Source organism: Azospirillum ramasamyi (assembly GCF_003233655.1).
Taxonomy (GTDB): Bacteria; Pseudomonadota; Alphaproteobacteria; order Azospirillales; family Azospirillaceae; genus Azospirillum; species Azospirillum ramasamyi.
Genome location: NZ_CP029829.1, coordinates 16039 through 36585, shown reverse-complemented (window position 1 = coordinate 36585; position 20547 = coordinate 16039). Strand labels below are relative to the sequence as shown.

At 68.7% G+C, this 20547-nt stretch carries 16 protein-coding genes; 3 read left to right on the top strand and 13 right to left on the bottom strand.

The window, feature by feature from the left end:
* Positions 1-178 precede the first annotated feature (178 nt).
* The 5 genes from pheT to DM194_RS00140 form a co-directional block, all read right to left on the bottom strand.
* Positions 179-2590, bottom strand: coding sequence for a phenylalanine--tRNA ligase subunit beta (pheT, locus tag DM194_RS00160; RefSeq protein WP_111065392.1), 2412 nt, complete (start codon positions 2588-2590; stop codon positions 179-181).
* 12 nt (positions 2591-2602) lie between these two features.
* Positions 2603-3670 carry a phenylalanine--tRNA ligase subunit alpha gene (pheS, locus tag DM194_RS00155; RefSeq protein ID WP_111065391.1) on the bottom strand — a complete coding sequence of 356 codons (1068 nt, stop codon included), beginning with the start codon at positions 3668-3670 and terminating at the stop codon, positions 2603-2605.
* Positions 3671-3804: 134 nt separating this feature from the next.
* Positions 3805-4176 (bottom strand): 50S ribosomal protein L20, encoded by a 372-nt coding sequence (gene rplT, locus DM194_RS00150; protein ID WP_012975157.1) that lies wholly within the window; start codon positions 4174-4176, stop codon positions 3805-3807.
* A gap of 36 nt (positions 4177-4212) precedes the next feature.
* Positions 4213-4413: a 50S ribosomal protein L35 gene (gene rpmI / locus DM194_RS00145; protein ID WP_012975158.1), complete on the bottom strand. Its 201-nt coding sequence runs from the start codon at positions 4411-4413 to the stop codon at positions 4213-4215.
* Positions 4414-4599: 186 nt separating this feature from the next.
* Positions 4600-5886: a tetratricopeptide repeat protein gene (locus DM194_RS00140; protein WP_111065390.1), complete on the bottom strand. Its 1287-nt coding sequence runs from the start codon at positions 5884-5886 to the stop codon at positions 4600-4602.
* Between the two features lie 231 nt (positions 5887-6117).
* On the opposite strand from DM194_RS00140, the gene DM194_RS00135 reads away from it, so the two are divergent.
* Both DM194_RS00135 and ubiB read left to right on the top strand, forming a co-directional pair.
* Complete coding sequence (locus tag DM194_RS00135; protein WP_246024225.1) at positions 6118-6921, top strand: class I SAM-dependent methyltransferase; 804 nt, start codon at positions 6118-6120, stop codon at positions 6919-6921.
* A gap of 6 nt (positions 6922-6927) precedes the next feature.
* Positions 6928-8466: a 2-polyprenylphenol 6-hydroxylase gene (ubiB, locus tag DM194_RS00130; protein ID WP_111065388.1), complete on the top strand. Its 1539-nt coding sequence runs from the start codon at positions 6928-6930 to the stop codon at positions 8464-8466.
* Positions 8467-8559: 93 nt separating this feature from the next.
* On the opposite strand, the gene DM194_RS00125 is transcribed toward ubiB, so the two are convergent.
* A protein-coding gene (locus DM194_RS00125) for an IS5-like element ISAzba7 family transposase (protein WP_111065387.1) occupies positions 8560-9365 on the bottom strand; the annotation gives its coding sequence in 2 pieces (ribosomal slippage) (positions 8560-9038 and positions 9038-9365; 807 coding nt in all).
* 82 nt (positions 9366-9447) lie between these two features.
* The gene (locus tag DM194_RS00120; protein ID WP_111067626.1) at positions 9448-10374 is read right to left on the bottom strand and encodes a 2-hydroxyacid dehydrogenase; all 927 of its coding nucleotides are present in this window, start codon (positions 10372-10374) and stop codon (positions 9448-9450) included.
* 79 nt (positions 10375-10453) lie between these two features.
* Here DM194_RS00120 and DM194_RS00115 point away from each other — a divergent pair, with 79 nt between their 5' ends.
* Positions 10454-11167, top strand: coding sequence for a pseudouridine synthase (locus DM194_RS00115; RefSeq protein ID WP_111065386.1), 714 nt, complete (start codon positions 10454-10456; stop codon positions 11165-11167).
* Here the strand turns inward: DM194_RS00115 and DM194_RS00110 are convergent.
* The 6 genes from DM194_RS00110 to DM194_RS00085 all read right to left on the bottom strand — a co-directional run bounded on the left by DM194_RS00110 (position 11109) and on the right by DM194_RS00085 (position 20490).
* Positions 11109-12929, bottom strand: a complete 1821-nt coding sequence (locus DM194_RS00110) for an acyl-CoA dehydrogenase C-terminal domain-containing protein (protein ID WP_111065385.1) — start codon at positions 12927-12929, stop codon at positions 11109-11111. The genes DM194_RS00115 and DM194_RS00110 overlap by 59 nt on opposite strands.
* A 37-nt stretch (positions 12930-12966) precedes the next feature.
* A complete protein-coding gene (locus DM194_RS00105) occupies positions 12967-13893 on the bottom strand; it encodes an electron transfer flavoprotein subunit alpha/FixB family protein (protein WP_111065384.1) in 927 nt (308 codons plus the stop codon).
* Positions 13894-14033: 140 nt separating this feature from the next.
* The gene (locus DM194_RS00100) at positions 14034-14783 is read right to left on the bottom strand and encodes an electron transfer flavoprotein subunit beta/FixA family protein (RefSeq protein WP_111065383.1); all 750 of its coding nucleotides are present in this window, start codon (positions 14781-14783) and stop codon (positions 14034-14036) included.
* Between the two features lie 229 nt (positions 14784-15012).
* Positions 15013-16665 carry an acyl-CoA synthetase gene (locus DM194_RS00095; RefSeq protein ID WP_111065382.1) on the bottom strand — a complete coding sequence of 551 codons (1653 nt, stop codon included), beginning with the start codon at positions 16663-16665 and terminating at the stop codon, positions 15013-15015.
* 174 nt (positions 16666-16839) lie between these two features.
* Positions 16840-17562, bottom strand: a complete 723-nt coding sequence (locus DM194_RS00090; protein ID WP_111065381.1) for a response regulator transcription factor — start codon at positions 17560-17562, stop codon at positions 16840-16842.
* A 111-nt stretch (positions 17563-17673) separates the two neighbouring features.
* Positions 17674-20490: a cache domain-containing protein gene (locus tag DM194_RS00085; RefSeq protein ID WP_111065380.1), complete on the bottom strand. Its 2817-nt coding sequence runs from the start codon at positions 20488-20490 to the stop codon at positions 17674-17676.
* Between the last annotated feature and the right edge of the window lie 57 nt (positions 20491-20547).

The window sequence follows — 20547 nt, the reverse complement described above, 5'->3', positions numbered from 1 at the left end:
GCACTCGGGCTTCCTCAATCAGCGATTCTTCATATGCTTGTGTGAGCGGGATGTGCTTGTGTGAGCGGGTAACCCGGTAGTGATCCCCTATCGGCTTCCGGCATCACAAAAAAAGCCCCCCGGGATGCGGGGGGCTTTGTACTGCTCGGCCTTTTCTTCAACCGAAGGATAGCGACCTTCAGGCGCGCAGGCTGCCGCCGGTGGCCTTGACCACGGCCGCGACGATCTTCTGGCCGACCGCCTCGATCGCCTCGTCGGTCAGGGTCGCGGTCGTCGGCTGGTAGGTGACCGATACGGCGACCGACTTGCGCCCTTCACCCACGCCGGGACCTTCATACACGTCGAACACCGCGACATCCTTGACCAGCGCCTTGTCGGCGCCCTTGACGGCGCGGAGGATCTTGTCGGCCTCCACCTTGCGGTCGACGACGAAGGCGAAGTCGCGCTCCACCGGCTGGAAGGCGGACAGCTGGACCATCGGCTTTGCGGTGCCGCCCTTCTTCTTGGGCAGCGGCACGGCGTCCAGCATCACCTCGAATCCGACGACCGGCCCCTTGACGCCCAGCGTCTCCAGCACCGACGGATGGATCTCGCCGAAGCGGGCCATCACGGTGGGGCCGAGCCGCAGCACGCCGGACCGGCCGGGATGGTACCAGCCCGGCGCGTCGGTGGTGACCTGCAGGTTGGCCGTCGGGGCACCGGCCGCTTCCAGCACCGCCAGCGCGTCGGCCTTGGCGTCGAACAGGTCGACGCCGCGGGCCTTCTCCGCCCAGTGGCGCGGCACGGCGGCCCCGGCGCGGATGCCGGCGGCGACGCTGTCCTGGCCGTCCGGCGCCGGGGTGCGGAAGGCCGCCCCGACCTCGAACAGACCGACATTGGCAAAGCCCCGGTCGGCGTTGCGGCCGGCGGCCTGGATCAGGTTGGGCAGGATCGACGGACGCATCACGTCCAGGTCGCTGCTGATCGGATTGACCAGCCGCAGGCCGGGCTCGACTCCGCCGAACAGCTCGGCGACCGGACCGGACAGGAAGGACCAGGTGACGGCCTCCGACAGCCCGCGGGCGGCCAGCGTGCGCTTGGCCAGCGCCACGCGGCGCTGCTTCAGCGTCAGGGCCGGGCGGGTCAGCACCGTCTCGCGCGGCAGCGGCGTCGCCGGGATGGCGTCGAAGCCGTGGACGCGCAGCACCTCCTCCACCAGATCGGCCTCGCCATGGACGTCGGCGCGCCAGGACGGGACGCCGACGACCAGCCGGCCTTCATCATCCTCACCGTGGATGGCAAAGCCCAGATCCATCAGGATCCGCACCTGACGGTCGCGCGGCAGATCGACGCCGCCCAGTCCCGCGACGCGGCCCGGACGCAGGGTCAGGCTGCGCTTCCAATCCGGCTCGGCCCCGGCGACCACCAGTTCCGACGGCTCGCCGCCGCACAGCTCCAGGATCAGGCGGGTGGCGCGTTCCATCCCGGCGAAGACCGCCGCCGGATCGACGCCGCGCTCGAAGCGGTAACGCGCATCCGAATCGATGCCCAGCCGGCGCCCGGTCTGCGCGGTGCGCACCGGATCGAACAGCGCGGCTTCGACGAAGACGTTGACGGTGGCCTCGGTGCAGCCGGTCGGCTCGCCGCCGACGATGCCGGCCAGAGCCTCCGCCCGCTCGTCGTCGGCCACCACGGTCATGGCGCCGTCCAACGCGTATTCCTTGCCGTTCAGCGCGGCCAGGGTCTCGCCCTCGCGCCCCAGGCGGACGGTGATGTCGCCCTTCACCGTGTCGGCGTCGAAGACGTGCAGCGGACGGGCGGCGTCGAAGGTCAGGTAGTTGGTGATGTCGACCAGCGCCGAGATCGGGCGCAGGCCGATGGACACCAGCTTGTCCTGCAGCCATTTCGGCGACGGGCCGTTCTTCACGCCGCGGATATAGCGGCCGACGAACAGCGGGCAGGCCTCGGGCGCGGCGATGCTGACGCCGATCGGGCTGGCGAAGCGGCCCTCGACCGGCGTGGTGTCGAGATGCCCGGCGGTCAGCGGCTTCAGCGTGCCCATGCCGGCGGCGGCGAGATCGCGGGCGATGCCGCGCACCCCGGCGCAGTCGGCGCGGTCGGGCGTCAGGTTGATGTCGATGACCGGATCGTTCAGCCCGGCATAGTCGGCGAAGCCGGCGCCGACGGGCGCGTCGTCCGGCAGCTCGATGATGCCCTCATGCTCGTCCGACAGCTTCAGCTCGCGCTTGGAGCACATCATGCCGTTCGACTCGACGCCGCGGATGACGCCCTTCTTCAGCGTGATGTCGGAGCCGGGCACATAGGTGCCCTCCGGCGCGAAGACGCCCTTCATGCCGGCGCGCGCGTTGGGGGCGCCGCAGACGACCTGCAGGGTCTGCTCGCCGGTATCGACCATCAGCACGCGCAGCTTGTCGGCGTCCGGGTGCTTCTCGGCCGAGACGACATGGGCGACGCGGAAGGGCGCCAGCTCCTTCGACCGGTCTTGGACGCCTTCCACCTCCAGGCCGAGGGCGGTCAGCTTTTCCGTGATCTGGTCGAGCGAGGCGTCGGTCTCCAGATGGTCCTTCAGCCAGGACAGCGTGAACTTCATGGGTCCGGCTCCTTAGCGCGTCAGGCCGTGGGCGATGTTGGGAATGTCGAGGGAGGCGAAGCCGTAATGCTTCAGCCAGCGCAGATCGGCCTCGAAGAAGGTGCGCAGGTCGGGGATGCCGTATTTCAGCATCGCCACGCGCTCCACCCCCATGCCGAAGGCGAAGCCCTGGTAGCGGGTGCTGTCGATGCCGCAGGCTTCCAGCACGTTGGGATGGACCATGCCGCAGCCGAGGATCTCCAGCCAGTCGCCGTAATTGCCCAGCTTCAGCTCGCCGCCCTTGCGCGAGCAGCCGATATCGACCTCCGCCGACGGTTCGGTGAAGGGGAAGAAGCTGGGGCGGAAGCGCAGCGGCAGGTCGTCCACGTCGAAGAAGGCGCGGCAGAACTCCACGAGGCAGCCCTTCAGGTGCCCCATGTTGGTCGCCTCGTCGATGACCAGCCCCTCGATCTGGTGGAACATCGGGGTGTGGGTCATGTCGTAGTCGGAGCGGTAGGTGCGCCCCGGCGCGATGATGCGGATCGGCGGCTTGTTGTTCAGCATGGTGCGGACCTGCACCGGGCTGGTGTGGGTGCGCAGCAGCATCTTCTTATCCCCCGAGTCCGGCAGATAGAAGGTGTCGTGCATGTCGCGCGCCGGGTGGCCGGGCGGGAAGTTCAGGGCGGTGAAGTTGTGGAAATCGTCCTCGATGTCCGGCCCTTCGGCGACCGAGAAGCCCATCTCGGCGAAGATGGCGATCATCTCGTCCATCGTCTGGCTGATGGGGTGGATGCGCCCCTCCGTCTCCGGGCGGATCGGCAGGGTGACGTCGACCCGCTCGGCCTCCAGCCGCGCCTTCAGGTGGGCGGCGGCGAGGTCGGCCTTGCGCGCGTCGATGGCGGCGGCGATCTCGTCCTTCAGCGCGTTCAGCGCCTGGCCGCGCTCCTTGCGCTCGTCGGGGGTGAGGTTCCCCAGCTCCTTCATGAAGCCGGTGATGCGCCCCTTCTTGCCGAGCGCGGAGACCCGCACCTCGTCCAGCGCCGAAAGGTCGGCGGCGGCATTGACCTGCGACAGAAGTTCGTCTTTCAACGCGTCGAGCATGGCGGTTCCCGGCAAGCGTGGGGAAGAAATCGGTGCAAAAAGAAAAAGGGAGCCGGCCCAGCGGCCCGGCTCCCTTCTCTTACAACTGACGCCGTGACGGCAAGCGTTCCCTGTGGCGGGAGACGCGAGGCGCGTTACGCGGCGGCCTTGGAGGCGAGCGCGGCCTGGGCCTTGTCCACCAGGGTCTTAAAGGCCTCCGGCTCGCGCGCGGCCAGATCGGACAGGACCTTGCGGTCGATCTCGATGCCGGCCAGCTTGATGCCGTTGATGAAGCGCGAATAGGTCAGGCCGTACTGACGGACGCCGGCGTTGATGCGCTGGATCCACAGGCCGCGGAAATCGCGCTTCTTATTGCGGCGGTCGCGGTAGGCGTAACGAAGCGCCTTTTCGACCTTCTCGATCGCAATACGGAAATTCTTGGAGTTGCGACCCCGGTAGCCCTTGGCGAGCTTCAGGATCTTGCGGTGACGGGCGTGCGTCGTGACGCCGCGCTTAACACGAGCCATGGTTCAGGTCCTTCCGAATTCTACGATGTGCCGAGATCAGGCGTTGCGCAGCCAGTTCTTCAGCACCGTGCGGGCGTTGGAGTCGCACAGGGTCATCATGCCGCGCGCGTTGCGCTTCATGTTCGGGGACTTCTGTTCCAGGCAGTGGCGCTTGTAGGCGGCCTGAGCGCGGACCTTACCCGTGGCGGTCACCTTGAAGCGCTTCTTGGCGCCGCTCTTCGTCTTCAGCTTGGGCATTTTCGTTTCCTAGATGGAAATGAGGCGGAATTTCCAGCGGACGGTTGGGCATGCCCTGAGCCATACGGCCCGGCCTCGCCGCCCGTGGAAGGTTGGGCTTATACGCGCGGGGACGGCGGGATGCAAGGGGGATGTGGCTCCCGATCATCAGGGTTTCCACGAAGACAGAATCCTTCCCGGCCCCGCTCAGGTTGACGTGACGATGTCCCCGTCCCGCTCCAGGACGGCAAGGCGGTTCGCCGCCTCGGCATGCTCGGGAGCAAGGGAAAGCAGATGATGGAAAAGCCGGCGGGCAAGGGCGCGGTCGCCGAGCCGTTCGGCGGCGATGCCGTAGCCGTGGATCGCCTCGATGCTGCGCGGCGCCTGCTGGAGAATGCTGGCGTAGAGCCGCACCGCCTCGCCGGGACGCCCGGCGTCCAAGTGCTGCCGCGCGGCGGCGAGCGCCTCCTCCAGCGGCACCGGCCTGCACAGAACACCGGTCCGGTGATAGTGCCGCCGCACCTCCGGGGTTAGCCGGAGGCCTTTATAGACATCGAACCCGTAGCCGGCATGGGAGGGAAACGGCACATCGGCGAACAGCCGCCGATACTCATCGGCGAGAGCCCGCAGGCTCCCCGCCTGCGGATGGTTCGTCAGGTCGTACCGCTCGTCGTACACGGACAGCCGATCACGAATGTCAGGATCGAAGCCGCTCATGTGGAAGAAGGTCACGCGCTGTCCGTTGGCGAAATACGCCCCGCCGTGTTGCGTGATCACACGCTCGTGCAGATTCCAATACCCCACATTGTAGGTTTCCAAGGCGATCGGCCGGAAGCGCTCCTTCAGGAACGTCACGCCCAGGTTGAAGAACCGCTGCTCGCAGAACATCCCTTGCGAAAAGGCGTTGAAGCCCCGGCGGTGGACGCGCCCGGCCATCCATTCCAGCAGGCTCAGCACCTCGGGCGTCCGCCGGAATCCCATGAAGCCCGTGTTGTAGGCGCCATTGGCGGCTATGGTGAGGTCGCTGGGCTCGCGGCCGTCCTCCGGCAGGGCGGACAGCGTATGCGGGGCCGCCGTGACGTCGTGCGTGTCCAGGGTTGCGATCGCCGTCCACAAGGGACCGGTGATGAACAGGTCGGAGTCGAGATAGACGATCTTGCGCGCCGCCGTGCGCTCGAACAGATGCAGGAGGAAGTAAGGCTTGATGTTCCCGCACAGTTCGTAGGCCGAATAATAGATCGTCATGTCGACGATTTTCTGCGACTGAAAATCCGTCAGCGGCAGGACGGGGACGTCGAAAGCCGCAAGTTCCGGCAGCGGGCCGTCAGCCGGCGCGTCGAGGACGAGGATGCAGAAGGGCTCCTCGGGATGGTGCCGCCGCAGGGATTCCCGGAGCACCCAGGCGTATTTCAGGTGCGAACGGGTAACGACGGTGCAGAACAGCACGCCGGTTCGCTGGATCGAATCGGCAATCTCGGCAAGGGTGGGCACCATACGAGTCCGTCGTCATGCACCGGGGAGAAGGCGCGGGGGGAAGGCGGCACATTCGCCCGTACATAGGTACGCTTACGGAATTCCCGGAAGCTTCGCAACGCCGCAAATTCATGTGCGGACGGCCGCTGCGGCAACCGGCGCTCCCATCCGCCCTACGCCATTCGCCGCAGCGCCTTCCGCACCGCACGCCCCCGCTGGCGCATGGCCCCTGCCCGCGCTATCTTCCCGGCCATGAGCGACCGCACCCCCCCATCCTCCGCCGATCCGCAAAAGCCCGCGTCCGGCGCCGCCCCCACGGGCGCCGAAGGCAACTGGTTCGGCTTCACCCCCGTCGATCCGTCCGCCAAGTCCGGGCTGGTCCGCGCCGTCTTCGACAGCGTGGCGACCAACTACGACCTGATGAACGACCTGATGTCGGGCGGCATCCATCGGCTGTGGAAGGACACGCTGATGGAGATGGTGGCGCCCAAGCCGGACATGACCCTGCTCGACGTGGCGGGCGGCACCGGCGACATCGCCTTCCGCTTCCTGAAGAAGGGCGGCGGGGCGGCTGTGGTCTGCGACATCACCGAGGCGATGGTCCGGGTCGGGCGCGACCGCGCCGTCGACCGCAACATCCTGTCCGGCGTGCAATGGACGGTCGGCGACGCGGAACGGCTGCCCATCGCCTCGCGCTCGGTCGACGCCTACACCATCGCCTTCGGGCTGCGCAACGTCACCCGCATCGACGAGGCGATCAGGGAGGCCCACCGCGTCCTGAAGCCCGGCGGCAAGTTCTACTGCCTGGAATTCAGCCACGTCGTCCTGCCGGTGCTGCGCGAGCTGTACGACGTCTACTCCTTCCAGGTGCTGCCGTTCATGGGCCGCGTCGTGGCGAAGGACGAGGCGAGCTACCGCTATCTGGCCGAGAGCATCCGCCGCTTCCCGCCGCAGGCCGATCTGGCCAAACGGATCGAGGCCGCGGGCTTCGGCGCCGTGCGCGTGCGCAACCTGTCGGGCGGGATCGCCGCCATCCATTCCGGCTGGCGGATCTAGACTCCCGTGATCCGCATCCTGCGCAACCTGATCCGGATGGCCGTCATCGGCCGGACGGTCGCCCGTCACGACGCCCTGCCCTCCAGCCTGCTCGGCACCGCCCCCGGCCTCTTATGGCTCTGGCGCCGCATCGCCCGGAAGGACGTTCCCGGCCGCGAGGGCGAGCGGCTGGCCCGTGCGCTGGCCGAGCTCGGCCCCACCTACATCAAGCTGGGACAGCTGCTGTCCACCCGCTCCGATCTGGTCGGCGAGCGGATGGCCGTCGATCTGGCGGAGCTGCAGGACAAGCTTCCGCCCTTCCCCGCCCATCAGGCCCGCGCCATCATCGAGGCGGAGTTCGGCCAACCCGTCCAGGTGCTGTTCCAGAGCTTCGACGACAAGCCGGTCGCCGCCGCCTCCATCGCCCAGGTCCATTTCGCCGTCACCGCCGACGGGCAGGAGGTCGCGGTCAAGGTGCTGCGGCCGGGGATCGAGGAAGCCTTCGAACGCGACATCGACCTGTTCTACCGGCTGGCGAGCCTTGCCGAACGGGTGCTGCCGCGGCTGAAGCGGCTGCGGCTGGTCGAGGTGGTCGACACCTTCGCCCGCACCTCCCGCATGGAGATGGACCTGCGGATGGAGGCGGCGGCGGCGTCGGAGCTGGCGGCCAACTTCAAGGACGATCCCACCTTCAACGTGCCGAAGGTTGATTGGGAGCGCACCGGCGCCCGGGTGCTGACGCTGGAGCGCATCCGCGGCTTCAAGGTGGACGAGCCGGCCCGCATCTCCGCCGCCGGCTTCGACCGCGACGAGATCCTGGCGATGGCGTCGGCCAGCTTCTTCAACCAGGTGTTCCGCGACGGCTTCTTCCATGCCGACCTGCATCCCGGCAACCTGTTCATCAACGAACAGGGCACCATCACCGCGGTCGATTTCGGCATCATGGGGCGGCTGGACCGCGAGACGCGCTATTACCTCGCCGACATGCTGATCGGCTTCCTGACCGGCGACTACCGCCGCGTCGCCATCGTGCATTTCGAGGCCGGCTACGTCCCGCGCCACCAGTCGATCGAAATCTTCACCCAGGCCTGCCGCGCCATCGGCGAGCCGTTGCAGAACAAGCCGCTGGCCGAGATCTCGGTCGGCCGGCTGCTGGCCCAGCTGTTCGCCGTCACCGAACAGTTCGAGATGGAAACCCAGCCGCAGCTGCTTCTCCTTCAGAAGAGCATGCTGACGGCGGAGGGCGTCGGCCGGCTGCTGAACCCCAACATCAACATGTGGGAGTTGGCCCGTCCGCTGATCGAGGAGTGGATGCGCGAGAACCGCGGGCCGGAGGCGCAGATCATCGACGATGCCGGCGCCCTGCTGACCACCGTCCGCCGCATCCCCGCCCTGGTCGGCGAGGCGGAGCGGGTGACCCGCGAAATGGCGGAAGGCGGGGTGCGGCTGCATCCCCAGACCGTCCGTCAGATGCTGAACGGCTGGGAAAACCGCCGCCGCTCCGACCGCGCCGCCCTGTGGGTGATCGCGGCCCTGCTGGCGGTGATCGCCGTTCAGATGCTGTAAGGGCCGCGACTGCGGCCCCGCAGGCCCATGCCTGCGGAGGCAAGCGGCAGGACGGCCGCGCCCGCCGTTCGAGGGCAAAGAGTATAAGAGCGCCTAACAGAACCATCTCTGGACGAAGCGCCAGCAGATGAGGCTGGCCGCGATATGGTGAAAGGCAGTGAAGATGTCGGCGCGCCGTTCGTAGCGGACGGCGATGCGGCGGAAGCGGGCGAACCAAGCGAGCGTACGCTCGACCACCCATCGGTGTCGGCCAAGACGCTCGCTGCTCTCGACGCCACGCCGGGCGATCCGCGGAATGATCGCTCGTTGGCGCAGCGCCTGCCGGCAGTGTGCAAAGTCGTAGCCCTTGTCGGCGTGCAGCTTGGCCGGGCGGCGCCGGGGCCGGCCCGCACACTGGCGGATCGCCGGCACGGCATCGACCAGCGCCTCCAGCAGCTTGCTGTCGTGCCGGTTGGCTGGCGAGATCCTCAGGGCGAGCGGGATGCCGTTAGCATCGACGAGGATGTGGCGCTTGGAGCCCGGCTTGCCGCGATCCGTCGGGTTCGGGCCGGTCTCCTCACCCCCCTTTTTGCCGGGACGCTGGCGCTGTCCACCGCTGCACGATCCCAGTTGATGGCGTTGGCATAGCCGAGCCGGTCGAGCAGCACACGATGCAGCCGTTCCCACACGCCAGCCCGATGCCACTCGTGCAGACGCCGCCAGCAGGTCATCCCCGAGCCGCAGCCCATCTCCACCGGCAGAAGCTCCCAAGGAATACCCGTGCGCAGCACGAATAGGATGCCGGTCAGCGCCGCACGATCGTCCAACCGGGGCCGTCCGCCTTTTGGCTTGGGCGGCTCCGGCGGGATCAGCGGTTCGATGATCGCCCACAAGGCGTCGGAAACAAGAGGGGCTGCCATGCCCCTACCAACCGTTCCTGGCCGGTTTTGTTACGCACTCTAAAGCCTGATTTATCAGGCTTTATACTCGATAAGACCACTCTCAGTAACCCCGGCTGCGGTCCACCAGATTGGGCAGCGGCCGGCCTTCGCGCAGGGCCTTCACCGCCGTCGCCACCTGTTCGGCGCAGAGCGACGGGTGGGTGACCCCGGCGACATGCGGGGTGACGCGGACCTTCGGATGGCGCCAGAGCGGATGGTCCGCCGGCAGCGGCTCCGTCGCGAAGACGTCCAGGCTGGCGCCGCGCAGATGGCCGCTGTCCAGCGCGTCGAGCAGGTCCGGCTCGACCAGATGCCCGCCGCGGGCGGCGTTGATGACCACCGCCCCCTTGGGCAAGGCGGCGAACAGCCCGGCATCCATGATGCCGCGGGTCGCGTCGGTCAGCGGCAGCAGGCAGACCAGGACATCGCACTGCGGCAGCATCGCCGCCAGCCCATCGGGACCGGAGAAGCTCTCCACCCCGTCGATGGTCTTGGGGCTGCGGCTCCAGCCCAGCAGGCGGTAGTCCAAGGTCCGCAGCGTGCGGGCCGATGCCGCCCCCAGCTCGCCCATGCCCAGGAAGCCGACGGTCACCCCGGAGGCCGGGCGATGATCCAACTGCTCCCACCGCGCCTCGGCCTGGAAGGCGGCATACGAGTCCATCAGCCGGTGCCAGTACAGAACCTGGAAGACCACATAGCCGGCCATGTCCAACGTCAACCCGTCCGACACCATCCGCACCAGCGGCACGTCGGGCAGGGTCGGATCCTCCAGGATCGGCTCCACCCCGGCTCCCAGCGACACGATCAGCCGCAGGTTGGGCAGGGTGGCCAGCATCCCGGCCGGTGGCTTCCACACCACTGCGACCTCGATATCGGCGACGTCCCCGGTCTCGGGCCAGACGCGCATCTCCAGGCCGGGAAAATGACGGGCGATTTCCCGGCGCCAATCCTCGGCGCTGTCGCTGGCGGAGCAGAACAGAAGCGTCACGGCCAAACCCCTGCTATCTAGAATGCTGTTGGGGTGCGAACGATAGCGCCTTTCCCGAACTCCGCAAGGAAGCAAGTCCGTGCCGCGCCTGATCCTGCTGAACAAGCCCTATGGCGTGCTGCCGCAATTCACCGACGACCAGGGCCGCCCGACCCTGGCGGGGCTGGTGCCGGTGAAGGGGGTCTATGCCGCCGGCCGGCTCGACCGCGACAGCGAGGGGCTGCTGGCGCTGAGCGACGACGGCGCGCTGATCGCCCGCATCGCCTCGCCGGCCAACAAGATGCCCAAGACCTATTGGGTGCAGGTGGAAGGTGTGCCGACCGACGAGGCGCTGGAGGCGCTGCGCCGGGGCGTGACGCTGAAGGACGGCCCCACCCTGCCGGCCGAGGTGCGGCGGATGGAGGAGCCCCAGTCGCTGTGGCCGCGCGATCCGCCGGTGCGCTACCGTGCCGCCATTCCCACCAGTTGGATCGCCCTGACCCTGCGCGAGGGACGCAACCGGCAGGTCCGCCGCATGACCGCGGCGGTCGGCTTTCCCACCCTGCGGCTGATCCGCTGGTCGATCGGCGACTGGACGCTGGACGGGCTGGCGCCGGGGCAGTGGCGGGAGGTCCCCCAACCGCCCGCGACACCCCCCAAGGGGCCAAAGGCCCCGGCACCATCCACTCGGCCAAAGGCCCCGACCTCCTCCAAGGGGCCGAAGCCCCCGGCGCCAGCCGGCAAGCCCGGCCCCGTCAAGCCGCGCCGAACAGCTGCTCCTCGCTCAGCGCCATCACGCTCGCGGAACCGTTGACGACGGTCGCCCGCAGCGCCGCCGCCTTCGGCAGCACATGGGTGGCGTAGAAGCGGGCGGTCAGCGGCTTGGCCGACAGGAAGGCGGTGTCGGCATCGCCCTCCGCCAGCCGCTCCGCCGCCACCTTGGCGGCACGGGCAAGCTGCCAGCCGCCGGCGACCACGCCCATCAGCTCAAGCAGAGTCACCGACGCGGCGGCCGGCAGGCGCGGGTCCTGCTTCGCCGCGGTCAGCACCCAGGCCACCGCCTGCTTGGCCTCCAGGACGGCGGCGGCCAGTTCGGAGCCGGTGACGCGCAGCGCCTCGTCAGCGTGGCCGGACAGTTCGCCGGCCAGCGCCGCGATCTCGTCCAGCAGCCCGTTGGCCGCCGCTCCGCCGTCGCGCAGGATCTTGCGGTTGATCAGGTCATTGGCCTGGATGGCGGTGGTGCCTTCATAGATCGTGGTGATGCGGGCGTCGCGCAGATGCTGGGCCGCGCCCGTCTCCTCGATGAAGCCCATGCCGCCATGGACCTGCACGCCGTCCGACGCCAACTGCTGGCCGGTCTCGGTGCACCAGCCCTTGGCGATGGGGGTCAGCAGATCGACCAGCAGCCCGGCCCGGCCGCGCGCCGCCTCGTCGGCATGATGGTGCGCCACGTCCACCGCGGCGGCGGCGGTGTAGAGGATGCCGCGCATCGCCTCGATCCGCGCCTTCATGCCCATCAGCAGGCGGCGGACGTCGGGATGGTTGACGATGCCCTTCGACTGCCCCTCGGTCCAGCCCAGCGGCTTGCCCTGCACGCGGTCGCGGGCATAGGCCAACGCCTGCTGGTAGGCGCGCTCGGCGATCGACAGGCCCTGCATCGCCACCGCCAGCCGGGCATGGTTCATCATGGTGAACATGTATTCCAGGCCGCGGTTCGGCTCGCCCACCAGGAAGCCGGTCGCCCCGCCCTCGTCGCCGAAGGACAGCACGGCGGTCGGGCTGCCGTGGATGCCCAGCTTGTGCTCCAGCGACACGCATTTCACCTGATTGCGGGCACCCAGGCTGCCGTCGGCATTGACCAGGAACTTCGGCACGACGAACAGGCTGATGCCCTTCACGCCCGGAGGCGCATCGGGCAGGCGGGCCAGCACCAGATGGACGATGTTCTCCGTCAGGTCATGGTCGCCGTAGGTGATGAAGATCTTCTGCCCGCTGACGAGGTAATGGTCGCCGTTCGGCACCGCGCGCGACCGCGTGGCGGCAAGGTCCGACCCCGCCTGCGGCTCGGTGATGTTCATGGTGCCGGTCCATTCGCCCGAGATCATCTTGGGCAAATAGATGTCCTTCAACGCCTCGGAGCCATAGAGCTGCACCGCGTTCACCGCCCCCTGGGTCAGCATCGGGCAGAGCGCGAAGGCCATGTTGGCGGAATGCCACATCTCCTGCACCGCGGTGTTCAGCAGGTTGGGCAAGCCCATGCCGCCGCGCTCCGGGTCGAAGGGCAGCCCATTCCAGCCGCCCTCCACCAACGCCTGCCACGCCGCCCCCCAGCCCTCCGCCGTGCGGGCGATGCCGTCGTCGTCGAGCCTGGCGCCCTGGACATCGCCGATGCGGTTCAGCGGAGCCAGGATGTTCTCGGCGATCTTCGCCGCCTCGCCCAGGATGCTGTCCACCATGTCGGGGCTGGCATCCTCGAAACCCGGCAGAGCCGCCACGTCGGCCATTCCGGCGAGGTGGGCGAGGACGAAGCGGATCTCTTTCAGCGGCGGGGTATAGGGGATCGCGGCGGCGGTCATGGCGGACCTCTTCGGATAGCGGGAGAAATGAACGGAATCAGACGGCCTGCTGCAGCTCCGGCAGGGCCTTGAACAGGTCGGCGACGAGTCCGTAGTCGGCGACCTGGAAGATCGGCGCCTCCTCGTCCTTGTTGATGGCGACGATGACCTTGCTGTCCTTCATGCCGGCCAGATGCTGGATGGCGCCGGAGATGCCGACGGCGACATAGAGGTCGGGCGCGACGATCTTGCCGGTCTGGCCGACCTGATAGTCGTTCGGCACGAAGCCGGCATCGACCGCGGCGCGGCTGGCGCCCACCGCCGCCCCCAGCTTGTCGGCGAGAGCCTCCAGCAGGTGGAAGTTGTCGCCCGACTGCATGCCGCGCCCGCCGGAAATCACGATGCGGGCCGAGGTCAGTTCCGGCCGCTCCGACTTCGACAGCTCGGCCGAGACGAAGCGCGACAGCGCCGGGTCGGCGGCGGCGGCGACGCTCTCCACCGGGGCGTTGTTGGTTGCGGCGGCGGCCTCGAAGGCGGTGGTGCGCACGGTGACGACCTTCACCGCATCGGCCGACTGCACGGTGGCGATGGCGTTGCCGGCGTAGATCGGCCGCTCGAAGGTGTCGGCGGCGACCACGGCGGTGATGTCGGAGATCATCGCCACGTCGAGCAGGGCGGCGACGCGCGGCAGCACGTTCTTGCCCACCGAGGTGGCGGCGGCGAGGACATGGCTGTAGCCGGGGGCGAGCGACACCAGCAGCGCCGCGACCGGCTCGGCCAGGGCATGCTCGTAAGCGGCATCGTCGGCGAGCAGCACCTTGGCGACGCCGGCCAGCCTGGCGGCCTGATCCGCGGCCGGGGCGGCGTTGCGGCCGGCGACCAGGACGTGGATGTCGCCGCCCAGCTTGGCGGCGGCGGTGACCGCATGGGCGGTGGCGGGCTTGAGGGCGGCGTTGTCGTGGTCGGCGAGGATCAGGATGGGCATGGGGCGGGTCCTTGGTTGGCGGGTGGCGGGGTGTCGGCTGCGAGTGCCCCCTCCCCATCCCTCTCCCGCCCTCGGCCGGCCAAAGGCCGGTCCGATCGCGGGGGAGGGTTAGGGCGGGGGGCGTCCGGTACGACTACTCCTCAGATCACCCGTGCCTCGTTCTTGAGCTTGTCGACCAGGGAGGCGACGTCCGGCACCTTGATGCCGGCCTGACGCTTCGGCGGCTCGGTCACCTTCAGCGTGGTCAGGCGCGGCGTCACATCGACGCCCAGCGCGTCGGGCGTGACCGTCTCCAGCGGCTTCTTCTTCGCCTTCATGATGTTGGGCAGCGAGGCGTAGCGCGGCTCGTTCAGGCGCAGGTCGGCGGTGACCACCGCCGGCAGCTTCAGCTCCACCGTCTCCAGACCGCCGTCGATCTCGCGCGTCACCGCGACCGAGCCCTCACCGGCCACGACCTTCGAGGCGAAGGTGCCCTGGCCCCAGCCGAGCAGCGCCGCCAGCATCTGGCCGGTCTGGTTGCAGTCGTCGTCGATCGCCTGCTTGCCGAGGATCACCAGTCCCGGCGCCTCCTTCTCGACCAAGGCCTTCAGCACCTTGGCGACGGCCAGCGGCTCGGTGGTCACGTCGGTCTGCACCAGGATGGCGCGGTCGGCACCCATCGCCAGCGCCGTACGCAGCGTCTCCTGCGCCTGCGCCGGACCGATGGACACCACGACGATCTCGCTCGCCGTGCCGGCTTCCTTCAGACGGACAGCCTCCTCGACGGCGATCTCGTCGAAGGGGTTCATGCTCATCTTCACGTTGGCGGTCTCGACGCCGGACTGGTCGGTCTTGACGCGGATCTTGACGTTGTAATCGACGACGCGCTTCACGGCGCAAAGGATTTTCATGGCGCGGGTCCCCTAAGGATTGGGCAGCTTACGGGCAAGGAAGGGCGTTCACCCCCTCCCCATCCCTCCTCCGCCCTCGGCCGGTGAAGGACCGGTCCGATCGCGGGAGAGGGGCAGGACGTTTGGCGGCGTGACATGAATGCCAAAGCTGCGGCGGTCCCCTCCCCCCTCGGCCGGCCACGGGCCGGTCCGATGGCGGAGGAGGATCAGGGAGGGGGCAGAGCGCCCCTTACAGCCCCTCGGTCTGCTTGCGCAGGACGTATTTCTGGATCTTGCCCGTCGAGGTCTTCGGCAGCGGGCCGAACACCACCGTGCGCGGGCATTTGAAGTGGGCCATATGGGCGCGGCAGAAGGCGATGATGTCGGCCTCGGTCGCGGTGGCCCCGTCCTTCAGCGTGACGAAGGCGCAGGGCGTCTCGCCCCACTTCTCGTCATGGCGGGCGACGACGGCGGCCTCCAGCACTTCGGGGTGCTTGTAGAGGACATCCTCCACCTCGATCGACGAGATGTTCTCGCCGCCGGAGATGATGATGTCCTTCGACCGGTCCTTGATCTCGACATAGCCGTCCTCATGCCAGACGGCGAGGTCGCCGGTGTGGAACCAGCCGCCGGAGAAGGCCTCTTCGGTCGCCTTGGGGTTCTTCAGATAGCCCTTCATGACGTTGTTGCCGCGCATCATGATCTCGCCCATCGTGCGGCCGTCCTTCGGCACCGGCTCCAGCGTGACGGGATCGGCGACGATCACCGCCTCCAGCATCGGGCCGCGCACGCCCTGGCGGGCCTTGATCGCCGCCTTCTCGTCCAGCGACAAGCCGTCCCAGCGGTCATGCCAGACGCAGACCACGGTCGGGCCGTAGCATTCGGTCAGGCCGTAGACGTGGGTGACTTCCCAGCCCATGCGCTCCATGCCGGCGATGACGGCGGCGGGCGGGGCGGCGCCGGCGACCATCACCTTCACCTTCTGCTCGATGCCCTGCTTCAGCTCGGCCGGCGCATTGTTCAGCATGTTCAGGACGATGGGCGCACCGCAGAAGTTGGTCACCCGCTCCTCGCGGATCAGCTTCAGCACGGCATCGGGGCGGACCTGACGCAGGCAGACGGCGGTGCCGGCGGTGACCGCGATGGTCCAGGGGAAGCACCAGCCGTTGCAGTGGAACATCGGCAGCGTCCACAGATACACGGGCGCGTCGCCCATGTTCCAGGACAGCGCGTTCGACACCGCGTTCAGATAGGCGCCGCGGTGGTGGTAGACGACGCCCTTCGGGTTGCCGGTGGTGCCGGAGGTGTAGTTCAGCGCGATGGCCTGCCATTCGTCGGCCGGCAGCGTCCAGGGATGCTCGGCCCCGACATCGCTGATGAAGGACTCGTAATCGCGGTCGCCGATCAGCTCGCCGCCGCTGTAGGTCGGGTCGTCGATGTCCACCACCGGGATCGGCGCGTCCAGCAGCGCCAGCGCCTTCCTGGCGACGCCGGAGAACTCGCGGTCGACGATCAGGATCTTCGCCTCGCCATGCTTCAGGATGAAGGCGATGGCCTCGGCGTCCAGGCGGGTGTTGATCGCGTTCAGCACGGCGCCGGCCAGCGGCACGCCGAAATGCGCCTCGAACAGTTCCGGGGTGTTGGCGGCCAGCATCGCGACGGTGTCGCCGGTGCCGATGCCGAGATTCGCCAGCGCCGCGCCCAGACGGCGCACGCGGACGAAGGTCTCGGCCCAGGTCCGGCGGACCGGGCCATGGACGACGGCCAACCGGTCGGGCCACACGGCGGCGGCACGCTCCAGGAAGGTCAGCGGCGTCAGCGCGACGAAATTGGCGGCGTTGCGGTCGAGGTCGCGTTCGTACGGATTGGCGCTGGCTTCGACTGCGGCGGCAGTTTCACTCATCGGACCGTTCTCCCCAGTGGCTCTTTGTTGCGCGCCGACATTAGGGCGCGGCGGTGTTGGACACAGCCTGTATCAGATCAGCTTTGCGCAACTTTCTCAGGATTATGACCAATTGTTATTGAGGTTGTTGCGGCGCCGGGCAATCGGGATGCAAGGGCCATCGCTTCCCCCCGGTCATCGCAGCCAGGTCACGTCGCCGGCGAACAGGTATCCGGCGCCATAGACCGTCTTGATCAGCCGCGGCGCGCGGGGATCCTCCTCGATCTTCTTGCGGATGCGCGACACGCGGACGTCGATGCTGCGGTCGTAGGGGAAATCGTCGCGGTCCTGGTCGGGGCCCTGCAGATGCTCGCGCGACAGCACGCGCTTGGGCGCCTTCAGCAGGGTCAGCAGCAGCGAGGCCTCCGCCGCGGTCAGGCTTTCCTGGCGGCCGTCGTCTGCGCTCAGCGTCAGGTTGCCCAGGTCGAAGACCCAGTTGCCGAAGCGCGCCTGCGCGGTTTCCGCCGGAGCCGCGGCGCCGGTAAGCTGTTCGCGGCGGCGGATGGCGCTGTTGACGCGGGCGACCAGTTCCCGCGGCTCGAAGGGCTTCACGATGTAATCGTCGGCCCCCAGCTCCAGCCCCAGGATCCGGTCGGAGGCGCCGCCGCGCCCGGACAGGATGATCACGCCGAAGCGCACATCCTCCCACAATTCGCGGACCAGGGTCAGTCCGTCCATGTCCGGCAGGCCGAGATCGACGAGGCACAGGTCGGGAGCCTGGCGCTGGATCGCCGCCCGCGCCTCCCGTCCGCTGGCCCAGCAGGATACCTCATAGCCGTACCCCTCCAGCACCTCGGCGACCAGCCGGCGGATATCGGCCTCGTCCTCGACCAGATAGATGCGCTTCTTCTGCACCACGCGCGTTTCCCCTCGGCACTCGTCGCCCTGCTTGTTCCAGGTGCGTTCTTCTCCGGCTGCCTTCGTCCGGCCCGGCCCTACGGCCCGGCCGCATCGGGCAGCCGGAGTATATCAGACCGGCGCGGGTTGGGCGGCATGGCCGATGGCCGCCACGAGATCCCGCTTGTCCCATGGCTTGCTCAGTATGACGGCATCGGCCGGGATATCGCCATACTCGACCGTGAATCCGCTGACCAACACCACCCGCATGTCCGGCCGCAGCAGCCGGGCGCGCCGCGCCAGCTCCACCCCCGACAGGCCGGGCATGACGATGTCGGAAACCAGAAGCGACAGCCCGTCGATCTGCTCGACCAGTTCCGCCGCCTCGTCGCCGCTCGCCGCCTCCACCACGGAGAAGCCGAGGTCGACCAGCTGCTGGCGCATCACCTGCCGGACATCGTCGTTGTCCTCCGCCACCAGGGCCAGCTGGCCGGACCAGCCGCCGGGCTGCGGTTCGACCATGGCGGCATCGGCCTCGTGCAGGCGGGGCACCGGTTCGGCCCGCGGCAGCAGCAGGGTGACGGCGGTCCCCTCCCCCGGCCGGCTGTCGATGCGCAGATAGCCGCGCGACTGCTTGACGAAGCCGTAGACCATCGACAGCCCCAGCCCCGATCCCTGCGCCTTGGTGGTGAAGAAGGGCTCCACCGCGCGGGCCAGCGCCTCGGGCGTGAAGCCGGTGCCGGTGTCGGCGACGCGGATTTCCAGGTAATCGTCGGGGCGGACCGGCTCGTCGAAGGCCAGCGCGCCCTCCACCCGGCGGATGCCGACCGCGATGTCGAGCCGGCCGCCGTTGGGCATGGCGTCGCGTGCGTTGATGGCGAGGTTGACCAACGCGTTCTCCAGCTGGGTCTGGTCGGCGATGGTCCAGCATTCCCGCCCCTCCTCCGGCACGCCGATGGCGATGGAGCTGGGGAAGGAGCGGCGGAGCAGAACCGCCATGTCGCGCAGCAGGCCGCACAGCTCGACCGGCTCCGGCTTCAGCGGCTGCTGGCGGGAGAAGGCGAGCAGCCGGGCGGTGATGTCGGCGCCGCGGCGGCCGGCGCGCCGGGCCGGCTCCAGATAGGCGTCCAGCCCCTTGACCGCGCCATAGCGCTCGCGCGCAGCCGCAAGGTTGCCGATGATGATCGACAGCAGGTTGTTGAAGTCGTGCGCCAGCCCGCCCGACAGCTGGCCGACCGCCTTCAGGCGTTGCGCCTCCACCAGCTGGCGTTCGGTCTGCTTCTCGTCGGTGATGTCCAGCGTCAGCACGAACAGGCCGGTGACGGGGCCCTGTCCGGCGGCGCCCTCCGCGCCGCCCCCCTCCGCGCTACCCTCGCCGCGATGGGGGATCAGCGTGGTCTTGGTCACCATGTCGCGTCCGTCGCGCGGGAAGGCGTATTCGAAGGTCACCACCTCCCCCGACAGGCAGCGGTCGAGATGGGGGCGCAGCACCGCCATGGCGCGCCGGCCGACCACGTCGGCAAGGCCGCGGCCGATCACCTCCGCCTTGCCGCGTCCGACCAGTCCGGCCCAGCGCAGGTTGGCGAAGGTCAGACGCCCGTCGCGGTCCAGCCCGGCGATGCAGGCGGGGATCGCGTCCAGGATCACGCGCTGGCGCGTCTCGGCCTCCGCCAACGCCGCGGTGCGGTCGCGCACCCGGCTGTCCAGGGTGGCGACGGTGTCGCGCAGCTGCCGGACCATGCCGTCGAAGGCGGAGGCCAGCAGCCCGATCTCGTCGCCGCGGCGGATGCCGCTCTGCGCGCCGAGATCGCCGGCCCGCACCTGCGCCGCGGTGTCGGCGAGCCGGCGCAGCGGCCGGACCAGACGCCTGACGGCGATGTAGCCCAGCAGGCTGCCCGCCGCCATCAGCGCCGTGCCGATGGCGAGGATGCGGTTGCCCAGCACCACCGACGACCGCTGCAGCTCGTCCACATAGACCGACGAGGCGATGTACCAGTCGAAACCTTCGAAATGCCGGACCCAGCTGATCTTCTCATAGGCGTAGTTGCCGGGGTCGTCGGGCTTGTCCCACAGGTACGTCAGCGGTTCCCCTTTGGCGGCGGCGACCTTCAGATCCTCGGCGATCGGGCGGCCGGTGGCCGAATTCAGCCGGTCGCCGAAGGCCGTGCCCTCGATGTTCGAATTCGGGTGGATGATCATCCGGTTCGCCGAATCGAAGATGTAGAGGTATCCGGTGCGGGCGATGCGCAGCTTGCGCAGGGCCTGGCGCAGATCCTCGATCGCCTCGGCCTTGCGCCGCTCCACCTCGGCATCGACGTCGGCCAGATAGGCGCCGGTGCCGACGATGATGCCGCGCTTGGGCAGATCCTTGAAGAAGCTGAACTTCGGCGCCCGCTCGTCGCCGTTGGGCCGCCACCACGGATAGGTCTGGAAGCCCTCCCCCTGCCGCTTGGCGGTGGCGACGATGGTGGGAAGGATGTGGCGGCCCAGATTGTCGCGCAGGTCGTCGGACTTGCGCCCCCGATAATCCGGCGAGGGATGGGACAGGATCGTCGAGTCGTAGCCGATGGCCCAGACATAATCGCCCTTGCCGTAGCGGAAGGCGTGCAGCCCCTCCATCGCCTCGCGCAGCGCCTCCTCCGCCGTGATCTCGCCGCGGTCGGCGCGGGCGTGGACATGCTCGATATAGCCGACCGCCAGTTCGAGCACGTCGCGCAGGCGGGTCTTGTAGGACTCCACCGTGGTGCTCCGCTGCTCCTCCAGACCGCCGCGGATGCGGCTGACCAGCTCGAACACGTTGTCGAGGATGGTGCGGCTGGCGTCGCGCTCGATCTCGTAGGCCTTCTGCTCGATGAAGGGGACGGAGAAGACGTAGGCCGCCGCCGAGAACAGCCCGAGCGAGATCAGGATCGCCGAGAACAGCCGGAGGAACAGGGGCGAGCGGATCATTTTCCGGGCGGGGCGGCGGGGAGCGGGGATCGGTGGGCGAACCGCCATCATTCCAGC